The sequence below is a fragment of the Streptomyces sp. NPDC058246 genome (assembly GCF_042881985.1).
Classification (GTDB): Bacteria; Actinomycetota; Actinomycetes; order Streptomycetales; family Streptomycetaceae; genus Streptomyces.
The window spans coordinates 1-18071 of the sequence record NZ_JBHVWZ010000049.1 but is presented as its reverse complement, the minus strand read 5'-3'; the positions used below and the strand labels follow the sequence as shown (position 1 = coordinate 18071).

The 18071-nt window shown below is 67.6% G+C and carries 14 protein-coding genes and 1 pseudogene; 6 read left to right on the top strand and 9 right to left on the bottom strand.

Going from position 1 to position 18071, the window contains the following annotated elements; genetic code table 11:
* Positions 1-302: 302 nt before the first annotated feature.
* The gene (locus ACFVXA_RS38965; RefSeq protein WP_390028601.1) at positions 303-2693 is read left to right on the top strand and encodes an ATP-binding cassette domain-containing protein; all 2391 of its coding nucleotides are present in this window, start codon (positions 303-305) and stop codon (positions 2691-2693) included.
* A gap of 315 nt (positions 2694-3008) precedes the next feature.
* Here the strand turns inward: ACFVXA_RS38965 and ACFVXA_RS38960 are convergent, their stop codons facing one another.
* On the bottom strand, positions 3009-3797 hold the full coding sequence (locus ACFVXA_RS38960; RefSeq protein WP_362022674.1) for an amidohydrolase family protein: 789 nt from the start codon (positions 3795-3797) through the stop codon (positions 3009-3011).
* Positions 3798-3896: 99 nt separating this feature from the next.
* Here ACFVXA_RS38960 and ACFVXA_RS38955 point away from each other — a divergent pair, with 99 nt between their 5' ends.
* Positions 3897-4292: a MerR family transcriptional regulator gene (locus ACFVXA_RS38955; RefSeq protein WP_362022678.1), complete on the top strand. Its 396-nt coding sequence runs from the start codon at positions 3897-3899 to the stop codon at positions 4290-4292.
* Between the two features lie 312 nt (positions 4293-4604).
* On the opposite strand, the gene ACFVXA_RS38950 is transcribed toward ACFVXA_RS38955, so the two are convergent.
* Positions 4605-5477 carry a helix-turn-helix transcriptional regulator gene (locus ACFVXA_RS38950; RefSeq protein ID WP_362022680.1) on the bottom strand — a complete coding sequence of 291 codons (873 nt, stop codon included), beginning with the start codon at positions 5475-5477 and terminating at the stop codon, positions 4605-4607.
* Positions 5478-5732: 255 nt separating this feature from the next.
* On the opposite strand from ACFVXA_RS38950, the gene ACFVXA_RS38945 reads away from it, so the two are divergent.
* Entirely contained in the window at positions 5733-7121 is a 1389-nt protein-coding gene (locus tag ACFVXA_RS38945; RefSeq protein ID WP_362022682.1) for an MFS transporter, read from the top strand.
* A gap of 277 nt (positions 7122-7398) precedes the next feature.
* Here ACFVXA_RS38945 and ACFVXA_RS38940 read toward each other — a convergent pair whose 3' ends face one another.
* From ACFVXA_RS38940 to ACFVXA_RS38930, 3 genes are read right to left on the bottom strand one after another with little or no spacing between them, the layout of a single operon-like run.
* Positions 7399-8361, bottom strand: coding sequence for a carbohydrate ABC transporter permease (locus ACFVXA_RS38940; RefSeq protein WP_383736973.1), 963 nt, complete (start codon positions 8359-8361; stop codon positions 7399-7401).
* A complete protein-coding gene (locus tag ACFVXA_RS38935) occupies positions 8358-9257 on the bottom strand; it encodes a sugar ABC transporter permease (RefSeq protein WP_362022688.1) in 900 nt (299 codons plus the stop codon). Before ACFVXA_RS38935 ends, ACFVXA_RS38940 begins: the two co-directional genes overlap by 4 nt.
* 10 nt (positions 9258-9267) lie before the next feature.
* Complete coding sequence (locus ACFVXA_RS38930; RefSeq protein ID WP_390028600.1) at positions 9268-10626, bottom strand: ABC transporter substrate-binding protein; 1359 nt, start codon at positions 10624-10626, stop codon at positions 9268-9270.
* Between the two features lie 481 nt (positions 10627-11107).
* On the opposite strand from ACFVXA_RS38930, the gene ACFVXA_RS38925 reads away from it, so the two are divergent.
* From ACFVXA_RS38925 to ACFVXA_RS38915, 3 genes are read left to right on the top strand one after another with little or no spacing between them, the layout of a single operon-like run.
* Positions 11108-13183 carry an ROK family protein gene (locus tag ACFVXA_RS38925; protein ID WP_390028599.1) on the top strand — a complete coding sequence of 692 codons (2076 nt, stop codon included), beginning with the start codon at positions 11108-11110 and terminating at the stop codon, positions 13181-13183.
* Positions 13184-13213: 30 nt separating this feature from the next.
* Entirely contained in the window at positions 13214-13606 is a 393-nt protein-coding gene (locus ACFVXA_RS38920) for a hypothetical protein (protein ID WP_384399487.1), read from the top strand.
* A gap of 23 nt (positions 13607-13629) precedes the next feature.
* Positions 13630-13869 carry a hypothetical protein gene (locus ACFVXA_RS38915; RefSeq protein ID WP_390028598.1) on the top strand — a complete coding sequence of 80 codons (240 nt, stop codon included), beginning with the start codon at positions 13630-13632 and terminating at the stop codon, positions 13867-13869.
* Between the two features lie 162 nt (positions 13870-14031).
* Here ACFVXA_RS38915 and ACFVXA_RS38910 read toward each other — a convergent pair whose 3' ends face one another.
* The 4 genes and pseudogenes from ACFVXA_RS38910 to ACFVXA_RS38895 form a co-directional block, all read right to left on the bottom strand.
* On the bottom strand, positions 14032-15135 hold the full coding sequence (locus ACFVXA_RS38910; RefSeq protein WP_390028597.1) for a glycoside hydrolase family 99 protein: 1104 nt from the start codon (positions 15133-15135) through the stop codon (positions 14032-14034).
* Between the two features lie 402 nt (positions 15136-15537).
* Positions 15538-15831: pseudogene (locus ACFVXA_RS38905) on the bottom strand (xylosidase); the annotation flags it as partial.
* Positions 15832-15986: 155 nt separating this feature from the next.
* The gene (locus ACFVXA_RS38900) at positions 15987-16307 is read right to left on the bottom strand and encodes a hypothetical protein (RefSeq protein ID WP_390028596.1); all 321 of its coding nucleotides are present in this window, start codon (positions 16305-16307) and stop codon (positions 15987-15989) included.
* 312 nt (positions 16308-16619) lie between these two features.
* Positions 16620-17465, bottom strand: coding sequence for a hypothetical protein (locus ACFVXA_RS38895; protein ID WP_390028595.1), 846 nt, complete (start codon positions 17463-17465; stop codon positions 16620-16622).
* Between the last annotated feature and the right edge of the window lie 606 nt (positions 17466-18071).

Sequence of the window (18071 nt, the reverse complement as noted above, 5' to 3'; positions counted from 1 at the left end):
ATGTCCGGGTCGCCAGTGCCTCGGCGGATGGTGCCGTAGTAGCTGGTGACGCTGTTCTTCGACCGGGAGGCGTGGCTTGGCGCGAGGTGAGCTTGATGCTCGACGGCGAGCGGATGTGCGCCGGCCGGTGGTTGGTCTGACGTCTCGGCCAGGCGCGCCGCGCCGGGGGAGAGGGACAGCGGAGCGTTGCCGCGACCGTCCCGACGAAACAGAACCAGACGTACTCTTCGAAGCTGATGAGATCGAGCAGGCGACGCCGACGGAGACCGCGAAGGCAGCCCCGCCCAACAGATGGAGACACGATGAGCATGGCCACGAGGACGGACTCGCAGTCGCCTGCGCCGCACGCTGCCGACAGCCACGATCTGATCCGCGTGCACGGCGCGCGCGAGAACAACCTCAAGGACGTCAGCATCGAGCTCCCCAAGCGCCGGCTGACGGTGTTCACCGGCGTCTCGGGCTCGGGCAAGAGCTCGCTGGTGTTCAACACGATCGCGGCGGAGTCGCAGCGGCTGATCAACGAGACGTACAGCGCCTTCGTGCAGGGCTTCATGCCGACGCTCGCGCGTCCCGAGGTCGACGTCCTCGACGGGCTGACGACCGCGATCATCGTCGACCAGCAGCGGATGGGTGCCGACCCCCGCTCCACGGTAGGCACCGCCACCGACGCCAACGCGATGCTGCGCATCCTCTTCAGCAGGCTCGGCACACCGCACATCGGTCCGCCCAGCGCGTACGCCTTCAACGTCCCCTCGGTCCGGGCGAGCGGTGCGATCACCGTCGAGCGCGGTGCCAGGAAGGCGGTGAAAGCGACCTTCACCCGCACCGGTGGCATGTGCACGCGCTGCGAAGGCAGGGGCACGGTCTCCGACATCGACCTCACCCAGCTCTACGACGACTCCAAGTCGCTCGCCGAGGGCGCGTTCACCATTCCCGGCTGGAAGTCGGACAGCTTCTGGACCGTGCGGGTCTACGCCGAGTCGGGCTTCCTGGACCCGAACAAGCCGATCCGCAAGTTCACCAAGAAGGAGATGCAGGACTTCCTCTACCGGGAGCCCACCAAGGTGAAGGTCGAGGGCGTGAACCTCACCTACGAGGGACTGATCCCCAAGATCCAGAAGTCGTTCCTGTCCAAGGACAAGGAGGCGCTGCAGCCGCACATCCGGGCCTTCGTGGAACGGGCGGTCACCTTCACCACCTGCCCCGAGTGTGACGGCACCCGGCTCAGCGAGGGGGCCCGATCGTCACGGATCGGCAAGATCAGCATCGCTGACGCGTGCGCGATGCAGATCAGCGACCTGGCCGAATGGGTCCGCGGCCTCGACCAGCCGTCGGTGGCGCCGCTGCTCACCGCGCTGCAGCAGACCCTCGACTCGTTCGTGGAGATCGGCCTCGGCTACCTCGCGCTCGACCGGCCGTCGGGCACGCTGTCGGGCGGCGAGGCGCAGCGGGTGAAGATGATCCGCCATCTCGGATCCTCGCTCACCGACGTCACGTACGTCTTCGACGAGCCCACCGCGGGCCTGCACCCCCATGACATCAGCCGGATGAACGACCTGCTGCTGCGGCTGCGCGACAAGGGCAACACAGTGCTCGTCGTGGAGCACAAGCCGCAGACGATCGCGATCGCCGACCACGTCGTCGACCTCGGCCCCGGCGCCGGTACGGCGGGCGGCACCGTCTGCTTCGAGGGCACGGTCGAGGGGCTGCGGGCCGGCGGCACCGTCACCGGCCGCCACCTCGACGACCGGGCCGCCGTCAAGGAGACGGTACGGAAGCCCACCGGCACGCTGGAGATCCGCGGCGCGACGGCGCACAACCTGCGCGACGTCGACGTCGACATCCCGCTCGGTGTGCTCGCCGTCGTCACCGGCGTCGCCGGTTCGGGCAAGAGCTCGCTGGTGCACGGGTCGATCCCCGCGGGCGAGGGCGTGGTGTCGGTCGACCAGGGAGCCATCAAGGGATCCCGACGCAGCAACCCGGCGACGTACACCGGTCTGCTCGACCCGATCCGCAAGGCGTTCGCGCAGGCCAACGGCGTGAAGCCGGCGCTGTTCAGCGCCAACTCCGAGGGCGCCTGCCCCACCTGCAACGGCGCCGGCGTCGTCTACACCGACCTGGCGATGATGGCGGGCGTCGCCAGCACCTGCGAGGAGTGCGAAGGGAAGCGGTTCCAGGCATCGGTGCTCGAATACCACCTCGGCGGCCGCGACATCAGCGAGGTGCTCGCGATGTCGGTGACCGAGGCCGAGGAATTCTTCGGCGCCGGCGAGGCACGCACGCCGGCCGCGCACCGCATCCTCGGCCGACTCGCCGACGTCGGGCTCGGCTACGTCAGCCTCGGCCAGCCGCTCACCACACTGTCCGGCGGCGAGCGGCAGCGGCTCAAGCTGGCTACCCATATGGCCGAGAAGGGTGGCGTCTACGTCCTCGACGAGCCGACCACCGGACTGCACCTCGCCGACGTCGAGCAGCTGCTCGGCCTGCTCGACCGTCTTGTCGACTCCGGCAAGTCGGTCATCGTCGTCGAGCACCACCCGGCGGTCATGGCACACGCCGACTGGATCATCGACCTCGGCCCCGGTGCCGGCCACGACGGTGGCCAAATCGTCTTCGAGGGCACCCCCGCCGACCTCGTCGCCGACCGCTCCACCCTCACCGGCGAGCACCTCGCGGTCTACGTCGGCAGCTGACCGAGGCCCTCGCGGACACCGTGGACGAGGAGGGGTGCTTCCGGCACGGCGGCCGCCGTGCCGGAAGCCCGGAGGAGGTGCGCCTCACCGACATGGAGCGGATTGATTTCGACCTGTCGGTCCCCGAACGGCGGTGGGGAGCACGCCGCCGGTGTGACTGAGCGTCAGTTGGCGGATGAGCGGATGAGTTGGCGAGCTGAACCTGCGGGTTCACCGGACCGACTCCACCGATGCCCCGTCCAGCCCACGCACGACGCGCGAACCGAAGTGCTCAGTCCGTCCGGGGCAGCGCCTGGCGGGTCGGTCGGTCCCGTATCAGCCGAGTCCGACCAGTTCGGCGATCGTGCCGCCGAGGACCCGATCGCGTACTTCGCCCGGGCTGGTGACCCGTTCCACCAGGGCCCGGGCGAGGACCGGGTCGCCGTACGGTGCGTCCGAGCCGAACAGGGTCCGGTCCGGGATCTCCTTGATGGCCAGCCGGACCGCGAAGACGATGTTGGCCGTGGACAGCTCCAGGTACATGTTCGGAGTGTCCCGCACCAGTTCGAGGGCCTGCATCCAGTGCTGCCCTCCCAACTGGCTGACCACCAGCGGAACGTCGTGGTACCGGCGGGCCAGCGCGGCCAGCGTTGCCAGGTCCTCCGCGGTGGTCGGCGCGGATCCGTGCACGACCACGGGCAGCCGCCCCTGGTCGGCCGCCGCCTGGAGGACCGGTTCGATCAGCCCTGCCCCTCCCGGCGGCGGTGTCAGCTCCCCGATCCCGCGCAGTCCGCGCTCGACCACCTCCTGCTCCACGATCTCGGCTGTCGCCTGCGACCCCAGACCCAGCGGCACCGACAGGAAGCCGATGAACCGGTCCGGCAGCGCGGCAAGCGCCGCGTCCAGTTCCCGCCATGCTCCCCGGTACGCCTCGACCGTGCCGGCCCGGCCTCCGAGCGCCTTCTCCAGGACGGCCATCTCGCGGCGCAGTGCGGCCAGGTCGCCGGCCCGCTCCGGGTGCGGTCGGGTGGCGAACAGGACGGCGCGGTCGACTCCGGCCTCGTCCAGCAGCGCCACGTGCGCCTCGACCGGTTCGTGGACGTGGCTGTGCGCGTCGATGATCACTGATTCGTTCCCTCCATCTTGACCGGTCCGGAATTCGGCCGGTCAGGGCACTGTTGCTCCCTGACATCGTTGGAAGGTCAAGTCGAAAGGAACGGATCGGTGCTGATCGGGGAGTTGTCACGCCAAACCGGAGTCAGCGAACGGCTGCTGCGCTACTACGAGCGGACGGAACTGATCCACGCCGAGCGCCGCGCCAACGGCTACCGCGAATACGACGACCAGACGGTGGAGACGGTGCGCCGCGTGCGCGCCCTGCTCGCCGTCGGCCTGCCCACCCGCGTCATCCGCCAGGTCCTGCCCTGCACCCACGACGCGGCGACGCTGCACCCCTGTCCCGGAGTCCTCACCAGCCTGCGCGACCAGTTGGACATCCTCGACCAGCGCGCCGCCGAGCTGGAGACCGCCCGTCGCCTGCTGCGCCGGACGATCGCCGCCACCGAGGACACGGCTGGCCAGGCTCCAACGCCGGGCGCCCGAACTCCGTCGCCTCACTGAGTTCTCGCCGGTGCGGACCACTCCTGGCTCCAGCGCACCAGGAAGGACCGCCAGTCGTCCATCGTGTCCGTCATGACGGCGATCCTGTCACCCACCACTGACAACGCCACTGCTCAGTACGGTGGTTCGGGCCCTCGAGGCGGGCATCGGTCTTCGCGACACGGCTTGGACTCCGGAGTGCCCGGCACTCGGGCATCGATCGAACGGCACGGATCCGGACCGCTGGGGCCCACGAAGGCGTGGCAAGAAGGCCGAACAGGCGCTCAGGGCCGGCTCGCCGCGTCGATGTGCGACTTGGCGGCGTCAAGGCGCTCAGGGCCGGCTCGCCGCGTCGATGTGCGACTTGGCGGCGTCGGTGATGAAGTCGCGGGTGCTGTCGGGGTTGAGGGCCTGGGCCTGGAGGTGGTCGTACATCATGCTGTAGTGCTGCACGTCGGATCGTTTCTCCAGGTAGAGGTCGCTGGTGGCCCCTTCCAGGTACACCACGCCTGCCTCGGGGCTGTCGGCGAACCTGAGGATGGAGAACTGTCCGGAGAGGCCCGGGTGTGCCCCCGCGGCATAGCGAAGGACCTGCACGGTGATGTGCGGCTCGGCGCCGAGTGCGTTCAGGTGCTCCAGCTGTTCGCGCATGATGTCGGGACTGCCGACGACGCGGCTCAGCACCGATTCGTCCAGGACGACCCACAGGCGCAACGGGCAGGCTGGGTCGTAGATCCGGTGCTGACGGCGCAGGCGCGCCTTGAGGCGCATGGCGGCCTGTTGGGCGGTGACCAGGGGGATCGTTTTTTCGATGACCGCATGGGCGTAGGCGGGGGTTTGTAGCAGGCCGGGGATCACCATGGGCTCGTAGGTGTGGATGGAGGCGGCGTCCGTCTCCAGGCCGATGTAGACGCTGTAGGGGATGTCGCCGTAGGCGTTCCACCAACCCTGCTGCCCGGATTCCTTGGCCATCCGCATCAGAGACTCGATGACCTGCTGGTCCGTCACCCCGTAGATCGCGCACAGGTCGCGCACATCGCGGGGGCTGATGGCGCGGTGGCCGTTCTCCAGGCGGCTGATCTTGGGCTGGGAGACCAGGAGCCGTTCGGCCACTTCTGTGCTTGTCAGCCCGCTGGCCTTGCGGAGCCGACGCAGCTCGGCCCCCAGACGGCGTTTCCTGACGGTGGGATTGATGTTCGCCGCCACGGGCGGTGTACCTCCGGCTCCAAGTCGCTTTCCTGGCCTGCAGATTGCCATGGCACAAGACTTGTTGATCACGTGCCATGCCGTCGTGTCGGCAAGGCAGCCGAAACGGACTGTGACGTTGTCATGTGCCTCGCACAGGAACGCGCCGTCGGCGTCCGGCTCGCACCGTTGACGACATGGCGCTGGTGAGGGCACGGCACGCCGCTGGGCCGCTCAAGCCATGGGAGGCATTCCTCCCCGGAATAACGTGTCGCCATGGTGCGCGCCCGTAGTTCCCAGGCCGATCGACCGGACAGGCCTGCGGGGTCGGGCCGGCCCCTGGCACCCCTTCTCGCGGTCTGCGCGGGCTACTTCATGGTCATCCTGGATGTGACCGTGATCAACGTCGCTGTTCCGGTGGTGGGCCGGGAATTGTCGGCCTCGCTCACCGGGATCCAGTGGATCACGGACGGCTACACCCTGATCTTCGCCGGCCTGCTGCTCACCGGTGGCGCGCTGGGGGACCGGCTGGGAAACCGCCGGATCTTCTGCATCGGGGTGGTGGTGTTCACCGTTGCCTCGGCCGGCTGCGGACTGGCTCGGAGCGCCGTGGCTCTGGTCGTCGCCCGGCTGGTGGAAGGACTCGGCGCGGCTCTGATCGTGCCCGGCTCGCTTGCCCTCCTCCAGCAGGCGTATCCCTCACCCGCCGAGCGCTCCCGGGCCTTCGGCCTGTGGGGTTCCATGGCCGGCGTCGCCGCCTCCGCCGGCCCTCTCCTGGGCGGCCTCCTGGTCACCACCGTGGGGTGGCGCTGGGTGTTCTTCATCAACCTGCCCGTCGGATGCGCCTGCCTGCTGCTGACGCTGCGCCACGTGCCTGTTTCGCCCCGGCGCACGCACCGCCCCGTGGACTGGCCGGCCCAGTGCGCGCTCGTCGCGACAGTGGCCCTGCTGATCGCCGTCCTCAACGAGGCCGGACGACGCGGCTGGGCGGACCCCCTGATCGTCACCGGTGCCGGCCTGTGCCTGCTGACAGCGGCCGCGTTCGTCCTGCGCGAGCACCTTGCCCGCTCTCCAGTGCTTCCCTTGCGCCTGCTGCACTCCCGCCCGATGAGCGGGGGAGCGGCCATCGGCCTGCTGTTCAACTTCGCCTTCTACGGCATGGTCTTCACCGCCAGCCTCTACTTCCAGCACCAGCGCGGCCTGAGCGCTCTGCGCACCGGGATCGCCCTGTTCCCGGCGGTGGCCATGACGATGTTCGCCTCGGTCCTGTCCGGGCGACTGGCCCGCCGCACCGGACACCGCCCGCTTGTGGTCACGGGCATGCTCCTGGGAGCGGCAGGCCTGGCCGGCTGGGCGGCCGCCGGACCGAACCCGCCCTACGTTCTGCTCGTGCCACCGATGATGGCGGCCGGCTTCGGCACGTCCTTCGCCCTCACCGGATCAACCGCCACCGTCATGTCCGCCGCCCCGGACGAGTACTCCGGCACCGCTTCCGCTCTGTTCAACACCGCCCGCCAGGTCGGCAGCGCGGCGGGCGTCGCATTGGGAGGCTCACTGCTGGCCGCCACGCCCAGCTTCACCACGGGGCTGCGGACCAGCATGGCCATCGGCGCGGCCGCATACCTGACGGCCGCCGCCCTCGCGTTCTTCTGCATCCCGCTGTGAAGGTCCGTCATTGGGATGGCGACTCCGGTGACGAGACGCCGATCCGGGATGTGACAGCCTGCGCGATGGCCCACCTCCGCGACCGAACCGTGCCGCCGGTGATCCTAGGCATCGAACATCGTGGTCTCCAGTTCGTGCGGATGGGCACGCCAGTGGTGCCGGGGGCGACGGCACACGCATGCTGGTCGGAGGAAAGGCTCTCGAGTCACACCTCGCGGGCGGTGAGGCGAGGTGTCGCAGGGTCTTTCCCGTGAGATGTCCGTTGGCGAACTCGGCGTCACTCGGCCGGTGTTGCCGCCGTGGCGGCCGGCGTCTGGCCGACGCCCTGCGCACCGGCCGTCGCGCCCCCTGCGACGCCCTCCACCATGTAGCGCTGGAGCAGGATGAAGACGACCAGGATCGGCGCGGCCACGATCACCGTGGCCGCCGCGATGAGCGGCCACTGCAAGGTGTACTGGCCGAAGAACGAGAACAGACCACGGGTCACCGGCCACAGGGTGGAATCGTTGAGCATCACCAGCGGCAGGATGAGATTGTTCCAGGACGCCACGAAGCCGAAGACCCCGAACGTGGCGAGGGCGGGCTTCATCTGGGGAATGATGATCGTGAAGATGAAGCGCACATACCCGCACCCGTCCATGGCCGCCGCCTCGTCCAACTCCCTCGGGATCGACTTGATGTAGCCGACGAAGAAGAAGAACCCCGCCCCTGCCAGTGACGTGAGCACGAGATAGCCGATACGGCTGTTGTAGAGGCCGAGCTTCTGCGCCTCCACGAACAGGGGGATCAGGCCGGCGGGCAGGAAACCGGAGAAGACGAAGAAGGCGTACAGCGCGTTGGAGTGCTTGAACCATCCCCGCGAGATCGGGAAGGCCAGAAACACTCCGAGCGTCAGCGTGATCACGTTCGGGACGACGGCGTACAGCAGGGAGTTGAGCAGCTGATGGCCGAAATCGCCCTGGCTCCAGGCGTCCGAGAAGTTCTGGAGCGTCCACGGATGGGGCATCCCCGTGGGGTTCTGAAGGAACTCGGTGTACGGCTTGAACGCCTGGATCGTGAGATAGACCAGCGGCAGCGCGAAGAACCCGGCCGAGACGACGAAGCAGAACAGCTGGGCCCCGCTCAGTCGCAGCCCACGCAGGATCCGGTGGCGGCGGATGGATGCCCGGTCTGCCGCTTGTATCGCCGCCCGACGGGCGGTGTCGTCGGGCGGCCGCACGGATGTGGTCTGTGCGCTCACAGCGTCACCTCTCGCTTGCGCAGGAACCAGAGCAGGAAGCCGCCGGTGATCACGGTGAAGAAGAACTGGGCCATCGCCAGCATCGAGCCCATGCCGAGGGCGGCGGACTTGCCGAAGGCCGAGTCGAACATGTACATACCGAGGGTCTTGGTTCCGTAGTTTCCGTCGGTGAGCACCAGGATCAGCGAGTACTCGCCGAGGCTGCCCATGGCGGTGAGGAAGACGTTCACCGTCGTCGCCGAGGCAAGCATGGGCCAGGTGATCCTGCGGAACACCTGGAAGCGCCCCGCGCCGTCCAGGGCCGCCGCCTCGTACAGCTCGGGCGGAATGCGGCGCAGTCCGGCGATGTAGACCAGCATGGTGTAGCCGGCGAACATCCAGACGTTGATCCCGACGATCAGCCAGATCGCCCAACCGTCGTTGCCCAGAAAGGAGTTGGAGCTGCCGAACAGGGTGTGCCACAGCTTCTCGGCCGGGCCGCTGGACGGGTCGAGGAGCAGGGAGAAGAGGACGCCGACGATCGTCACGGAGAAGATCTGCGGCATGAAGATCAGGGCGCGGTAGAAGCCGTAGCCGGGGCGCCTGTGGCGCAGCAGCAACGCCAGGAGGAGGCCGAGCCCGATCTGCAGGACGGTGACGCCCACCGCGTACTCGATGGTCACGGTGACGCTCTTGGAGAAGTCCGGCCAGGAGCCGGTGAAGGCGTTGCGGTAGTTGCACAGGCCGCAGTAGTCGATCGGTGTGCCGGGGAGCCCGGAGTACTCGGTGAAGGAGTAGAAGATGGTGGCCAGCGAGGGGTAGAGCCCGAACACCAGCCACCCGACGGTCGGCACCGAGATGGACAGCCAGGGGATCCAGCGCCTGGTCTTCCGCGTGCCGAAGGGAACCGTGGACACGGGACGACCTCTACTTCTTCACGGAAGCGGTGTAGGCGTTGGCGCACTCGGACAGCGCCTTGTCCCACGACTTGTGGCCGAACGGCGCGTTGTCCTGGGTCTGCGGACCGTCCGCGACCTCGGCGGCGTCGGCCGGGGTCCACGGATTACTGGCGTTGATGTAGCCGTTGTCGGCGTTCTGGGACAGCCAGTCCGTCCACTTGAGATTGGGGGTGGGAACGCCGGGCTGGGTGGAGAGCGAGCCGGTCGCCTTGACCCACTGCGCGTAGTTGTCCTTCTGGGTGATGAAGTCCAGGTACTCGAGGGCGAGCTTCTGCTGCTTGGACGACACCGGGACCGTCCAGGCCAGGTCGGGGGCGATCGCGGGCCGGTTCCAGGCGGCGTCGTCGGTGCCGGGCACGGCGAAGAACCCGAAGTTCAGACCCGGGTTGGCCTGCGCGATCGTGTTGCCGTCGTACGAGCCGTCGACGAAGAACGGGAAGTCGTCCTTGTTGCTCGCCCACACCCCGGGCGCGGTCTGCGCAGGAACGCCGGAGGCGTTGGGCTCGATGTACTTCATTATCTGCTGGTAACGGTCGGACGCGTCCTTGTAGAGCGGGTCGGTCCAGTTCTGCTCGCCCTTGTAGAACTGCTCCGCACGCTTCGTGTAGACGGAGTTCGCCTCGCCGGCCGGCTTGCCCTCCATGAGGAGCTGGTTGACGATGCCGGCCCAGACGATGTTCTGGTAGCCGTCCTTGCCGGCCACGAATATGCCGGACTTGCCCTTGGACTTGAACGTCTTGAGGACGTCGATGAACTCGTCGAAGGTCGTGGGCACCTTGAGGCCGTACTTGTCCAGCAGATCCTTCTTGTAGAAAAGACCCGTGTTGTTGACGTACGCGGAGGTCATCACCCCGTAGGTGCCGCCCTTGTACTCCATCACGTGCTGGTTCGGGTCGAAGCGCTTCATGAACGGCTGATCGCTCAGGTCGACGAACTGTTTGCTGGCGATGAGCGTGGCGGTGCCCTGCACCTTGATGCCCGTGGACTCGGGCGGGAAGTCCGAGGGGCTCTTCGCGAACTGGGCCAGCACATCGACCCTTTTCGACGTGAGCAGCGAATTCTGCAGCGTGGGCCAGGCGTTGTTGGCCGTCGGCGCGGTCTGCATCTTGATCTCGACGTCCGGATGGGCCTGCTCGAAGGCTTGGTTGTACTTCTTGGTCTGCTCGACTGCGGCCGCGTTGGTCCACTGCGCGACCACCAACGTGGTCTTCGAGTCACCACTGCCGCTGCCGCACGCGGTCAGGGTGGCGGCAACGAGAGTGCCGGTGGCGGCCACGGCGACCATGCGCAGCGGGCGGACGGTGAAAGAACGGCTTCTGTCGGCCATGTCACTTCCTCGGTGAGGGAGGGTGCGGGATCGGCCGATGGAGAGCCCCAGAGATGATCCGAAGCATGTGGCTGCGACGGCAGCGCGTCAAGCCCTTGTGCTCGGTGAATCTCGCGTCATGCGTCAAGGGACTTCGCTTACAGAATTCGGATGGAATCTCCGCCGCTCACGTGATGGTGGTGACATAACACCAGGTTGTGTTGGTTCAAGTGTCGTCAACGTCATGTATTTTGGGGCCTCCTCTTGCCTTGGACTCACACTTGGTTTTCCATAATCCCCGCCGCCGACGGAGCGCCCCAGAGAAGCGCCGTTCGCCTCCTTTTCCTCGAACTGACCTGAAAGGGGCCGCCGATGCCCTGCGCAGTGCAACGCCCGAGGCGCAGCCCGTCGGCGGTCTCGACCGCCTGTCGCTCGCCCTGGCCGCCCCTCACCCCCGCACCCGCCGCCTGTGCTCATGGCGGCGACCGTGCCTGACATCTCGGTGGCTGACGAGCCGGCGGAGGCCGAACTCGATGTCCTGCGTGAGCTCGCACAGGGCCCTCAGCCTCGTGCCCTGCGTGCGGCGATCGTGCTCCAGGCCGTCAAGGGCCGACAGAACGCCGAGATCGCCCGTCGACTGGGCGTCTCCCGGCAGACAGTCGTCACCTGGCGCAAGCGGTACGCCGCCGAGGGCGCCGCAGGTCTCGAGGACCGCCCGATCACCGGGCGTCCGGGCCTCGTCGACGAGGGCGACGTGATCACTGAAACCCTGCTGGCCCGGCCCGACCAGCGCTCGACGCGCAGTCTGGCGCGACGGCTCGGCTGCTCGCACACCGCGATCGCCACTGCCCGGCGCCGTTGGAAGCTGGACCAGGGCCACGCCACCCGCTCCGTACCACCACTGGATCCCGCGCTGGGTGACGGCGAGGTCTGGGTCGTCGGGGTGTACCACGACCCCCGTCACACACTGGTGCTGCTCGCGCTGCGACCGGCATCCGACGATCAGACCACTGCCTCGACCATCGAGGCGCCCGCCGACGCGCTGGCGGCCGTGACGTCCGCCTTCGAGACGTCACTTGCCGAACCCGTCTCCTCGCCGCGACCCGCCACAGGCCGTGTGGCAGCATTCCTCGCCGCCGCCCGCCGGTTGCATCCGAGCGTTCCGCTGCATGTGGTGGCCCTGAGCACGGAAACCGATGTGGACCTGGAAGCGCACTGCGCCCGCGGGCACATGACGCTCCACCAGCCACCGGACAGGACCGGGACGGTCTCCTTCCTGCGGGCCGTGCTGGCTCTGGACGCCTCCCGGCACCGGTCGTCCTCGGCACGGGTTCTGCTGGACCTGGCCACCGCGCTGGGTCAGCCGGTGCCGGTCCTCTGGATCCGAGAGCCGCTGCCCGCGGTCGCCCACGAAGGTCCGTCCGCCGTGCACGGCGCAGTGCCCGGCTCCGGCGGCGGCGTCAACCAGATGGGGCTCGGCTCGTTCAACGAGTGCGTCGTGATCGAGACGGTCCGCCTGGCCGGCACCATCACCCGAGGCGAGATCGCCGAACGCACCCGCCTCACCCAGCAGTCGGTCTCCCGGATCTCGCGCTCGTTGCTGGACCGCGGACTGCTCGTCGAGGAGCGCAAGGAGCACGTCTCGGTCGGCAAACCCCGCGGCCTCGTACGCCTGCGTGATGACGCGGCGCACGCCCTCGGCATCCATATCGACCCGGGGCTGCTCACGGCGGTCCTGGTCGACCTGGCCGGCCGGATCGTGGCCCGTCGTGTCGAGCGGATCACGCCCGAGCAGCGGCCCGCTGCGGTGGTGGCACAGATCGCCTCCCTGGGCGAGAAGGTGCTCCACTCGGCAGGGCGCCCGCTGCGGCAGGAAGGCTTCCTCGGTGTGGGCGTCGCCGTGCCCGGCCCCGTCGACACGGTCTCGGGCACGGTACTCGACCCGCCGCTGATGAGTGTCCTGCGTGACGTGCCGCTGCGTACCCTGCTCGAACAGCGCCTCACCTTCCCGGTCCTGGTGGAGAAGGACTCCACGGCGGCCGCCGTCGGCGAACGCTGGATCGGCCGGGACCGCCGCGCCCGTGACTTCGTGTACCTCTACCTCGGTACGGGAGTGGGCACAGGCCTGATCCTCAACGGAGACATCTACCGCGGACTCACCGCGAACGCGGGGGAGTTCGGGCAGCTGTGCGCGGTGACCCTCGACCGATACGAGCCCGATGGGCGCCCCGAGGTCCTCCCGGAATGCAACCCCGCCAGCCATGTCCTGACGGCGCCCCGTACCGTCGCAGCGCCCACCGTGCGGGACGCCGCACGGGCCATCGGCCGGGGTGCGCTCGCCGCCGTCGACCTGCTGGACGTCGGCCTTGTCGTGGTCGGCGGCCCCTACTGCACCGGCCGGGCGGCGGACATTTATCTCTCCGAGATCGAACGTGCCGTGAACGAATACCCCACCGCTCGCCGGCTGCGCCGCGTCCATGTCGAACACTCCGTCAGCACCCACGAGGCGGCCGCCGTCGGTGCGGCATCCACGCTCTTCCACGCGGCGTTCACACCGAGACTGCGCAAGGGCCAGTGACCGGGCCCGGGCAAGGCCGCCATATGGCTCGTGGCCATCGCCATACGTGAGGGACGCAGGTTCTGGCGGCTGCGGCGGTCGCAGCCACATGCCGACGGCAGCGACTGGCTGGACGAGTCGGCGGCTGCCGGACTGGCCGACCCCGGCGCGGACTTCGCCGATTTCACGGTCACCGTGCTGCACTTGTCGCACCAGCGGCGTGAGACCGCCGAGGCGACGCGCCGGCCGGACGCGGAGGACCGCGAACTGCTCGCCGTGTGCTGGATGGAGGTGGCCGGGCAGCTCAGCCGCCCGGCCGCGGTCGCCCAAAGCGGCTCGTCTCGCTGGCCGCCGTGGGCGTCACCGGGGTCACGATCGCCGCCGTCGCCCTCGCAGGACCGGACTATGCCGCCCCCGCGGCCGCCACGGCCAAACCCTCGGTGACGCTTTCCGCGCCACCTCCGCCCGTGGTGTCCTCTCCGCCGGCGACGGCCCGCCCCCGGGCGAAGCAGTCGAAGAAGCCGGCCGCCCCGAAGCCCACGGCCAGTGATGCGAAGCTCCCTGTCCGGGCCGCCTTCTACTACCCCTGGTACGACAAGAACCCGCACACCGACAGCGGCAGCCAGTACACCGCATCGGCATCGGCCTTGGACTACGACCAGGACGACCCCGCCACCGTCGACCGCCAGATCAAGGACCTGCAGTAGGGCGGCCTGCAGGCAGGCATCGCGGGGATACTCCGCGATACTGTCGCCGGGGGCGAGGGCACGGCCGCCGGGTCGGCCACACTGTGGTCGAGCCCGAGCGGCCACGGCGCCTACATGGACGTGCTGCACGACGTCTTCACGGCGCACCCGCGCTGACCGATGTCAGTAGCGCCGCCGCGCGTGGGCGGCCTCGAAGCGGGCGACCCAGTGGGCGGTGCGGTCGAGGTAGGCGGTCTGGGCGCCCTTGCCCGTACGGCCGTACGCACCCTCGTACGAGAGGTAGTCGAGGTTCCCCGGGGTGTCGGCTGTGGCCGGTTCGATCTGCGTACCCTCGTGCCATTCGTTGAACGACGTGATGCTCACCCAGTCCGGGACGCCGCCCGCGTTCCCGGCGGACAGGGCGTACTCCCACTCCAGGTCGTAGGTGCGGCCCTGCGCGCGGTCGAGGGTCGGGGTCGTGTTGCCGGGCACAGCACGGTCGTCGATGTATCCGGGTCCGAGCGAAGGTGCCCAGACCATGCCGCGCTCGGCGCAGAACGCGGCGACCTCGGTCCAGTCCGGCTTGTTCGCCGTAGCGATCGCGTCGTAGGTGTACACGCCGCCGAAGTCCCCGATCCGGGAGAGATCCCAGGTCTGGGCCATCACGATCGCCCGGTCGTCGACCTGGTGGAGCGGTGACCAGTCCACCGTCTTGAGGCTGTTGAAGATGTAGTAGGCACAGCGTCCGCCGCGCTCGGCGTCCCGATGGAACGCCGGGTGGTCGCCGTAGTGCTCGGTCAGGTAGCGGATGTCGGCGACGACGGTGGTGGCGTCGCGGCCTGCGTACGGCTCGATGTGCCACGCGACCTGGAGCCCTGCGGCTGCTGCTGCGTCGAGTACCACCGGCGCCATTCTGTCCTCGTAACTCCCTTGCCCCCACCAGCTGCTGACCAGTACACCGGTGCCGGCCTGGCGCAGCCAGCGCATGTGCCGGTCCGCGGCGCCGGGGCGGTCGCCGGAGTCGTAAGGGCCGAGAACGGGGTAGTAGTTGGAGCTGATGTCGTCCGGCGGGGTGAGTTCGCCCTGCGGCCAGTGCCGCCAGGCCCCGTTGACCTTCGGGGAGCCGTACCAGGGGTAGTAGAAGATGTGGGCGCGCGAGGAGATCCGGCGCGGCTTTGCCGCAGCGGCCGTGCCGGTGCCTGCAGCGACGACGGCCGTCGTCGCGGCCGATGCGGCCAGGAACGTCCGCCGGGACAGGGATCTGGGAAGTGCGGTCAATCGAGTCACTCTCCTTGAAGGGACGGATGGGAATGGCACGGCGTGAGGCCGAGCAGATCCGCGCACGCCGTGGTGTCGCTGAGGCACGCGCGTCCGCGCAGCGGTGCGAACGGCCGGTACGCGCCAGTCGTGGTGGTGAAGCAGATCGGAGGTCGACAGCAGTGATGGAGTGTCCGCCGGCGCCCGACTCGCAGGGCGTGCCCGTCAGCGCGGCGATGCTCGCGGCCGGTATCGCCGCGCCCTGCCGCGGGCTGCCGCTCGCCGGAATGCTGCTCGACAGGCCGGAACTCGTGACGCAACGACGAACGGGGCGTCAACAGGCGACGCCGGCGGTCCGCACATGCCGTGCCTGACGTGCGTGAGCGGGGCCGGGGCGGGAGAGGGAGGGCCCTTCCTCAGCCCCGCGGAGACTCAAACCGTGGGGGTCGTGGGCCGGTTGGGGGTCAGGGCGATCTGCCCCTTGAGCATCTTTCCGCCATCCCCGGTGAGGCGCAGATAGTAGTCGGACGAGCACGCCGTGCCGTCTTCGTCGAGCGCCAGTATCCCCGAGCCCGACGGGACATCGGCAGCGGTCGTGGCCGTCTTGGCGATCTGGTTGACGCACGGCTGGTAGTCGATGCCGTGCGCGTCGCAGTCCGCCTTGTCCGGCGTATTGATGTCGGTGAAGAAGTCGTCCGACTGGGCGGCACTGGAGATACGGCCCACTGAGCCTTTTCCAACCTCACGCTGAGGCGTGAGGTTGGAAAAGGCTCACAGGTCCTCTCGCCGTAGCTATACGAGAACAGGGCCTATTCAGCCTCGTGAAGCCCGGTGGTTGAGGGCGCTCCGGGTGTCGAGCTGGGGCGAGGTGACGAAGCTCGTCAACCACTCACCCAGTCGTTAGCGAACCCGAGAGCCTGCGCGATCTCCGCATCCGACTTACCGTCGAGGAAAATCAAGCTGTTCACGTCCACGTAATTCTCCGGATGGTCATCGCCTTCGAGTTCCCTTTTCCAGACGGGAAGGATGCCCCGATCCAACACAATTAGCCCGAGCTTCAGCGTGGGGTCCTTGCGCTTATCGTAAGTCGCCTTCATAAGCTGATTCAGTTTTGTGGCCAGCTCAGCAAGGTTCTCGTCGTACCGCACCGAATCGCTGTCGTATGGCGCCAGAAAGACCGGCACGTCGCCGTCCCTGCTCATTTTGACAGTGCTGACACAAAACGTACCGCTGCCCCAGCTATAGACCTCTCCGCCAACTACGGCGGCCCTCAACATTACCATCTCGATCTCCCTCGTGCGGACCGTTGCGAGATCAAGCTAGCAGCGCTTCATTGACCTCGTCGTTTCAGTTGAGCTTTCTGGGTGACTGAGCAGATTGATTCGAGGCTGTGTCGGCCGGTGGACATGGTGACGGTCCGCCGCGAGGTCGGGCCCTCACCGGCATTCTCCGGCAGCAATCGTAAATATCCGTGGAGACCGACCCTGGATTTCAACCGAGTCGGTCGCACAGCTCTATGCCTTTACCCGCAGGAATTGGTCGCGTTGCGCGTCAGTCATGTCATCCAGGTCCACAGAACCGACGCCATCTCCGTGGTGATCATCGTCCGACGCGACGATCTTCCACGCCGGAAGGAGCCCATGCCCGGTGATAACGAGGCCGATTTGCGCCATTGGATCCCTGCTCGATTTCTGCTTCTCTCGAACCTGCGTCTCGTTGAGCAGAGAGTTCAGCTTGCCAATGAGCTCATGTAGCGAAGGATCATAGACAGGAGAATCCTGAGCTACTGTAGGGAAATAGTTGCCGATCACTGTCGCACCCTGCGGTGCTAGCGCTGTGACGAAACAACTCTTCCCCCCGCCGCGACAGATGATGATTCCGGTGGAACTGGGATCGGGATCAGACTTTTGCGTCACGGTATGCCTTCGCCACTGACCAGCGTTCTTGCCACCCTCTCGCCTGATGCGGAGATATTCAGCAAGCTGATCGCTCGTCATTGAATCCAGGTCGGTAAGGGTTTCGATATCTACCAGTTCTTCAAGACGCTCCTCCTTCCCTACGCCCCTCTTCCGTACGAGCAAGAATCCATCGCCTGTTACGAGGAATCCAATCTTCACCTCTTTGCCCTCGCCTTGCTCGTACCGCCCTCCGGCCTGGGTTTCCGTCACCAGACGGTTCAGGCTGTCGGACAGCTCGTCGAGAGCAGGGTCATACACGGGAGAATTTTGCTCTACCTTGGCGAATAGAGAAATAAACTCCGGCTGCGTCGATCCCTTGACCTCTGCAAAAGTGAGGCAGGCACTTCCGCTGTCGTGACACCAGACGATTCCGCCGCCTTCACTGGCCTTCTGGCGAGGCATTTCGGTCTCCAATCAAGGGTTGGTTCGAGTTTGGCACCTCATAGGCCATGGGGCGGTGGAGGATATCCATCGACAGGCCCTCCTGTAAATGTTGACCGGAATCACGCGTACTGCAAGGCGACGCACTCAAGGTCCCGGCCCCTTTACACAGCCGGCGGTATCCGCGCCGAGTTGCACGAGCCGCTACGGCTCATGCGCCGCTACTGTGTGCGCTTCCTCGTCGGGTCGGTGCCACTGAGAACCACCGCGACGCGACCGCGGCCACCCGCCTCCTGCTCCGGGAACGCCACTGAGGGATCGACTACTGGTTCGGCGAGGCCCTCGGCGAACTGCGCGCCGGCGTCGGTCTTCAGGTGGCCACAATCGCGGCATCCTTCGGGCTTGACGTAGAAGACGAACTAGCGCGAACGCTGCCCGAGCCAGATATGGACTAACCGCCTGCCATCACGGCCACTTTGCACCGTGGGCCAGAGATAGGACACCGGGGCCGAATAGCGCATGGTTGGAACACTGAGCCTCTTCCAAGCTGGCGGCATTGACCGCGAGTTGGACAGTCCTGCGCAACGACGAAGCTCCTGGTAGACGGGTTCTCGACCAAGATCGCCC

Coding starts and splice junctions, on each gene's coding strand:
- ACFVXA_RS38965 (WP_390028601.1), top strand. CDS start 303: ATGAGCATGGCCACGAGGACGGACTCGCAGTCGCCTGCGCCGCACGCT.
- ACFVXA_RS38945 (WP_362022682.1), top strand. CDS start 5,733: ATGGTGCGCGCCCGTAGTTCCCAGGCCGATCGACCGGACAGGCCTGCG.
- ACFVXA_RS38930 (WP_390028600.1), bottom strand. CDS start 10,626: ATGGCCGACAGAAGCCGTTCTTTCACCGTCCGCCCGCTGCGCATGGTC.
- ACFVXA_RS38900 (WP_390028596.1), bottom strand. CDS start 16,307: ATGAGCAGGGACGGCGACGTGCCGGTCTTTCTGGCGCCATACGACAGC.
- ACFVXA_RS38895 (WP_390028595.1), bottom strand. CDS start 17,465: ATGCCTCGCCAGAAGGCCAGTGAAGGCGGCGGAATCGTCTGGTGTCAC.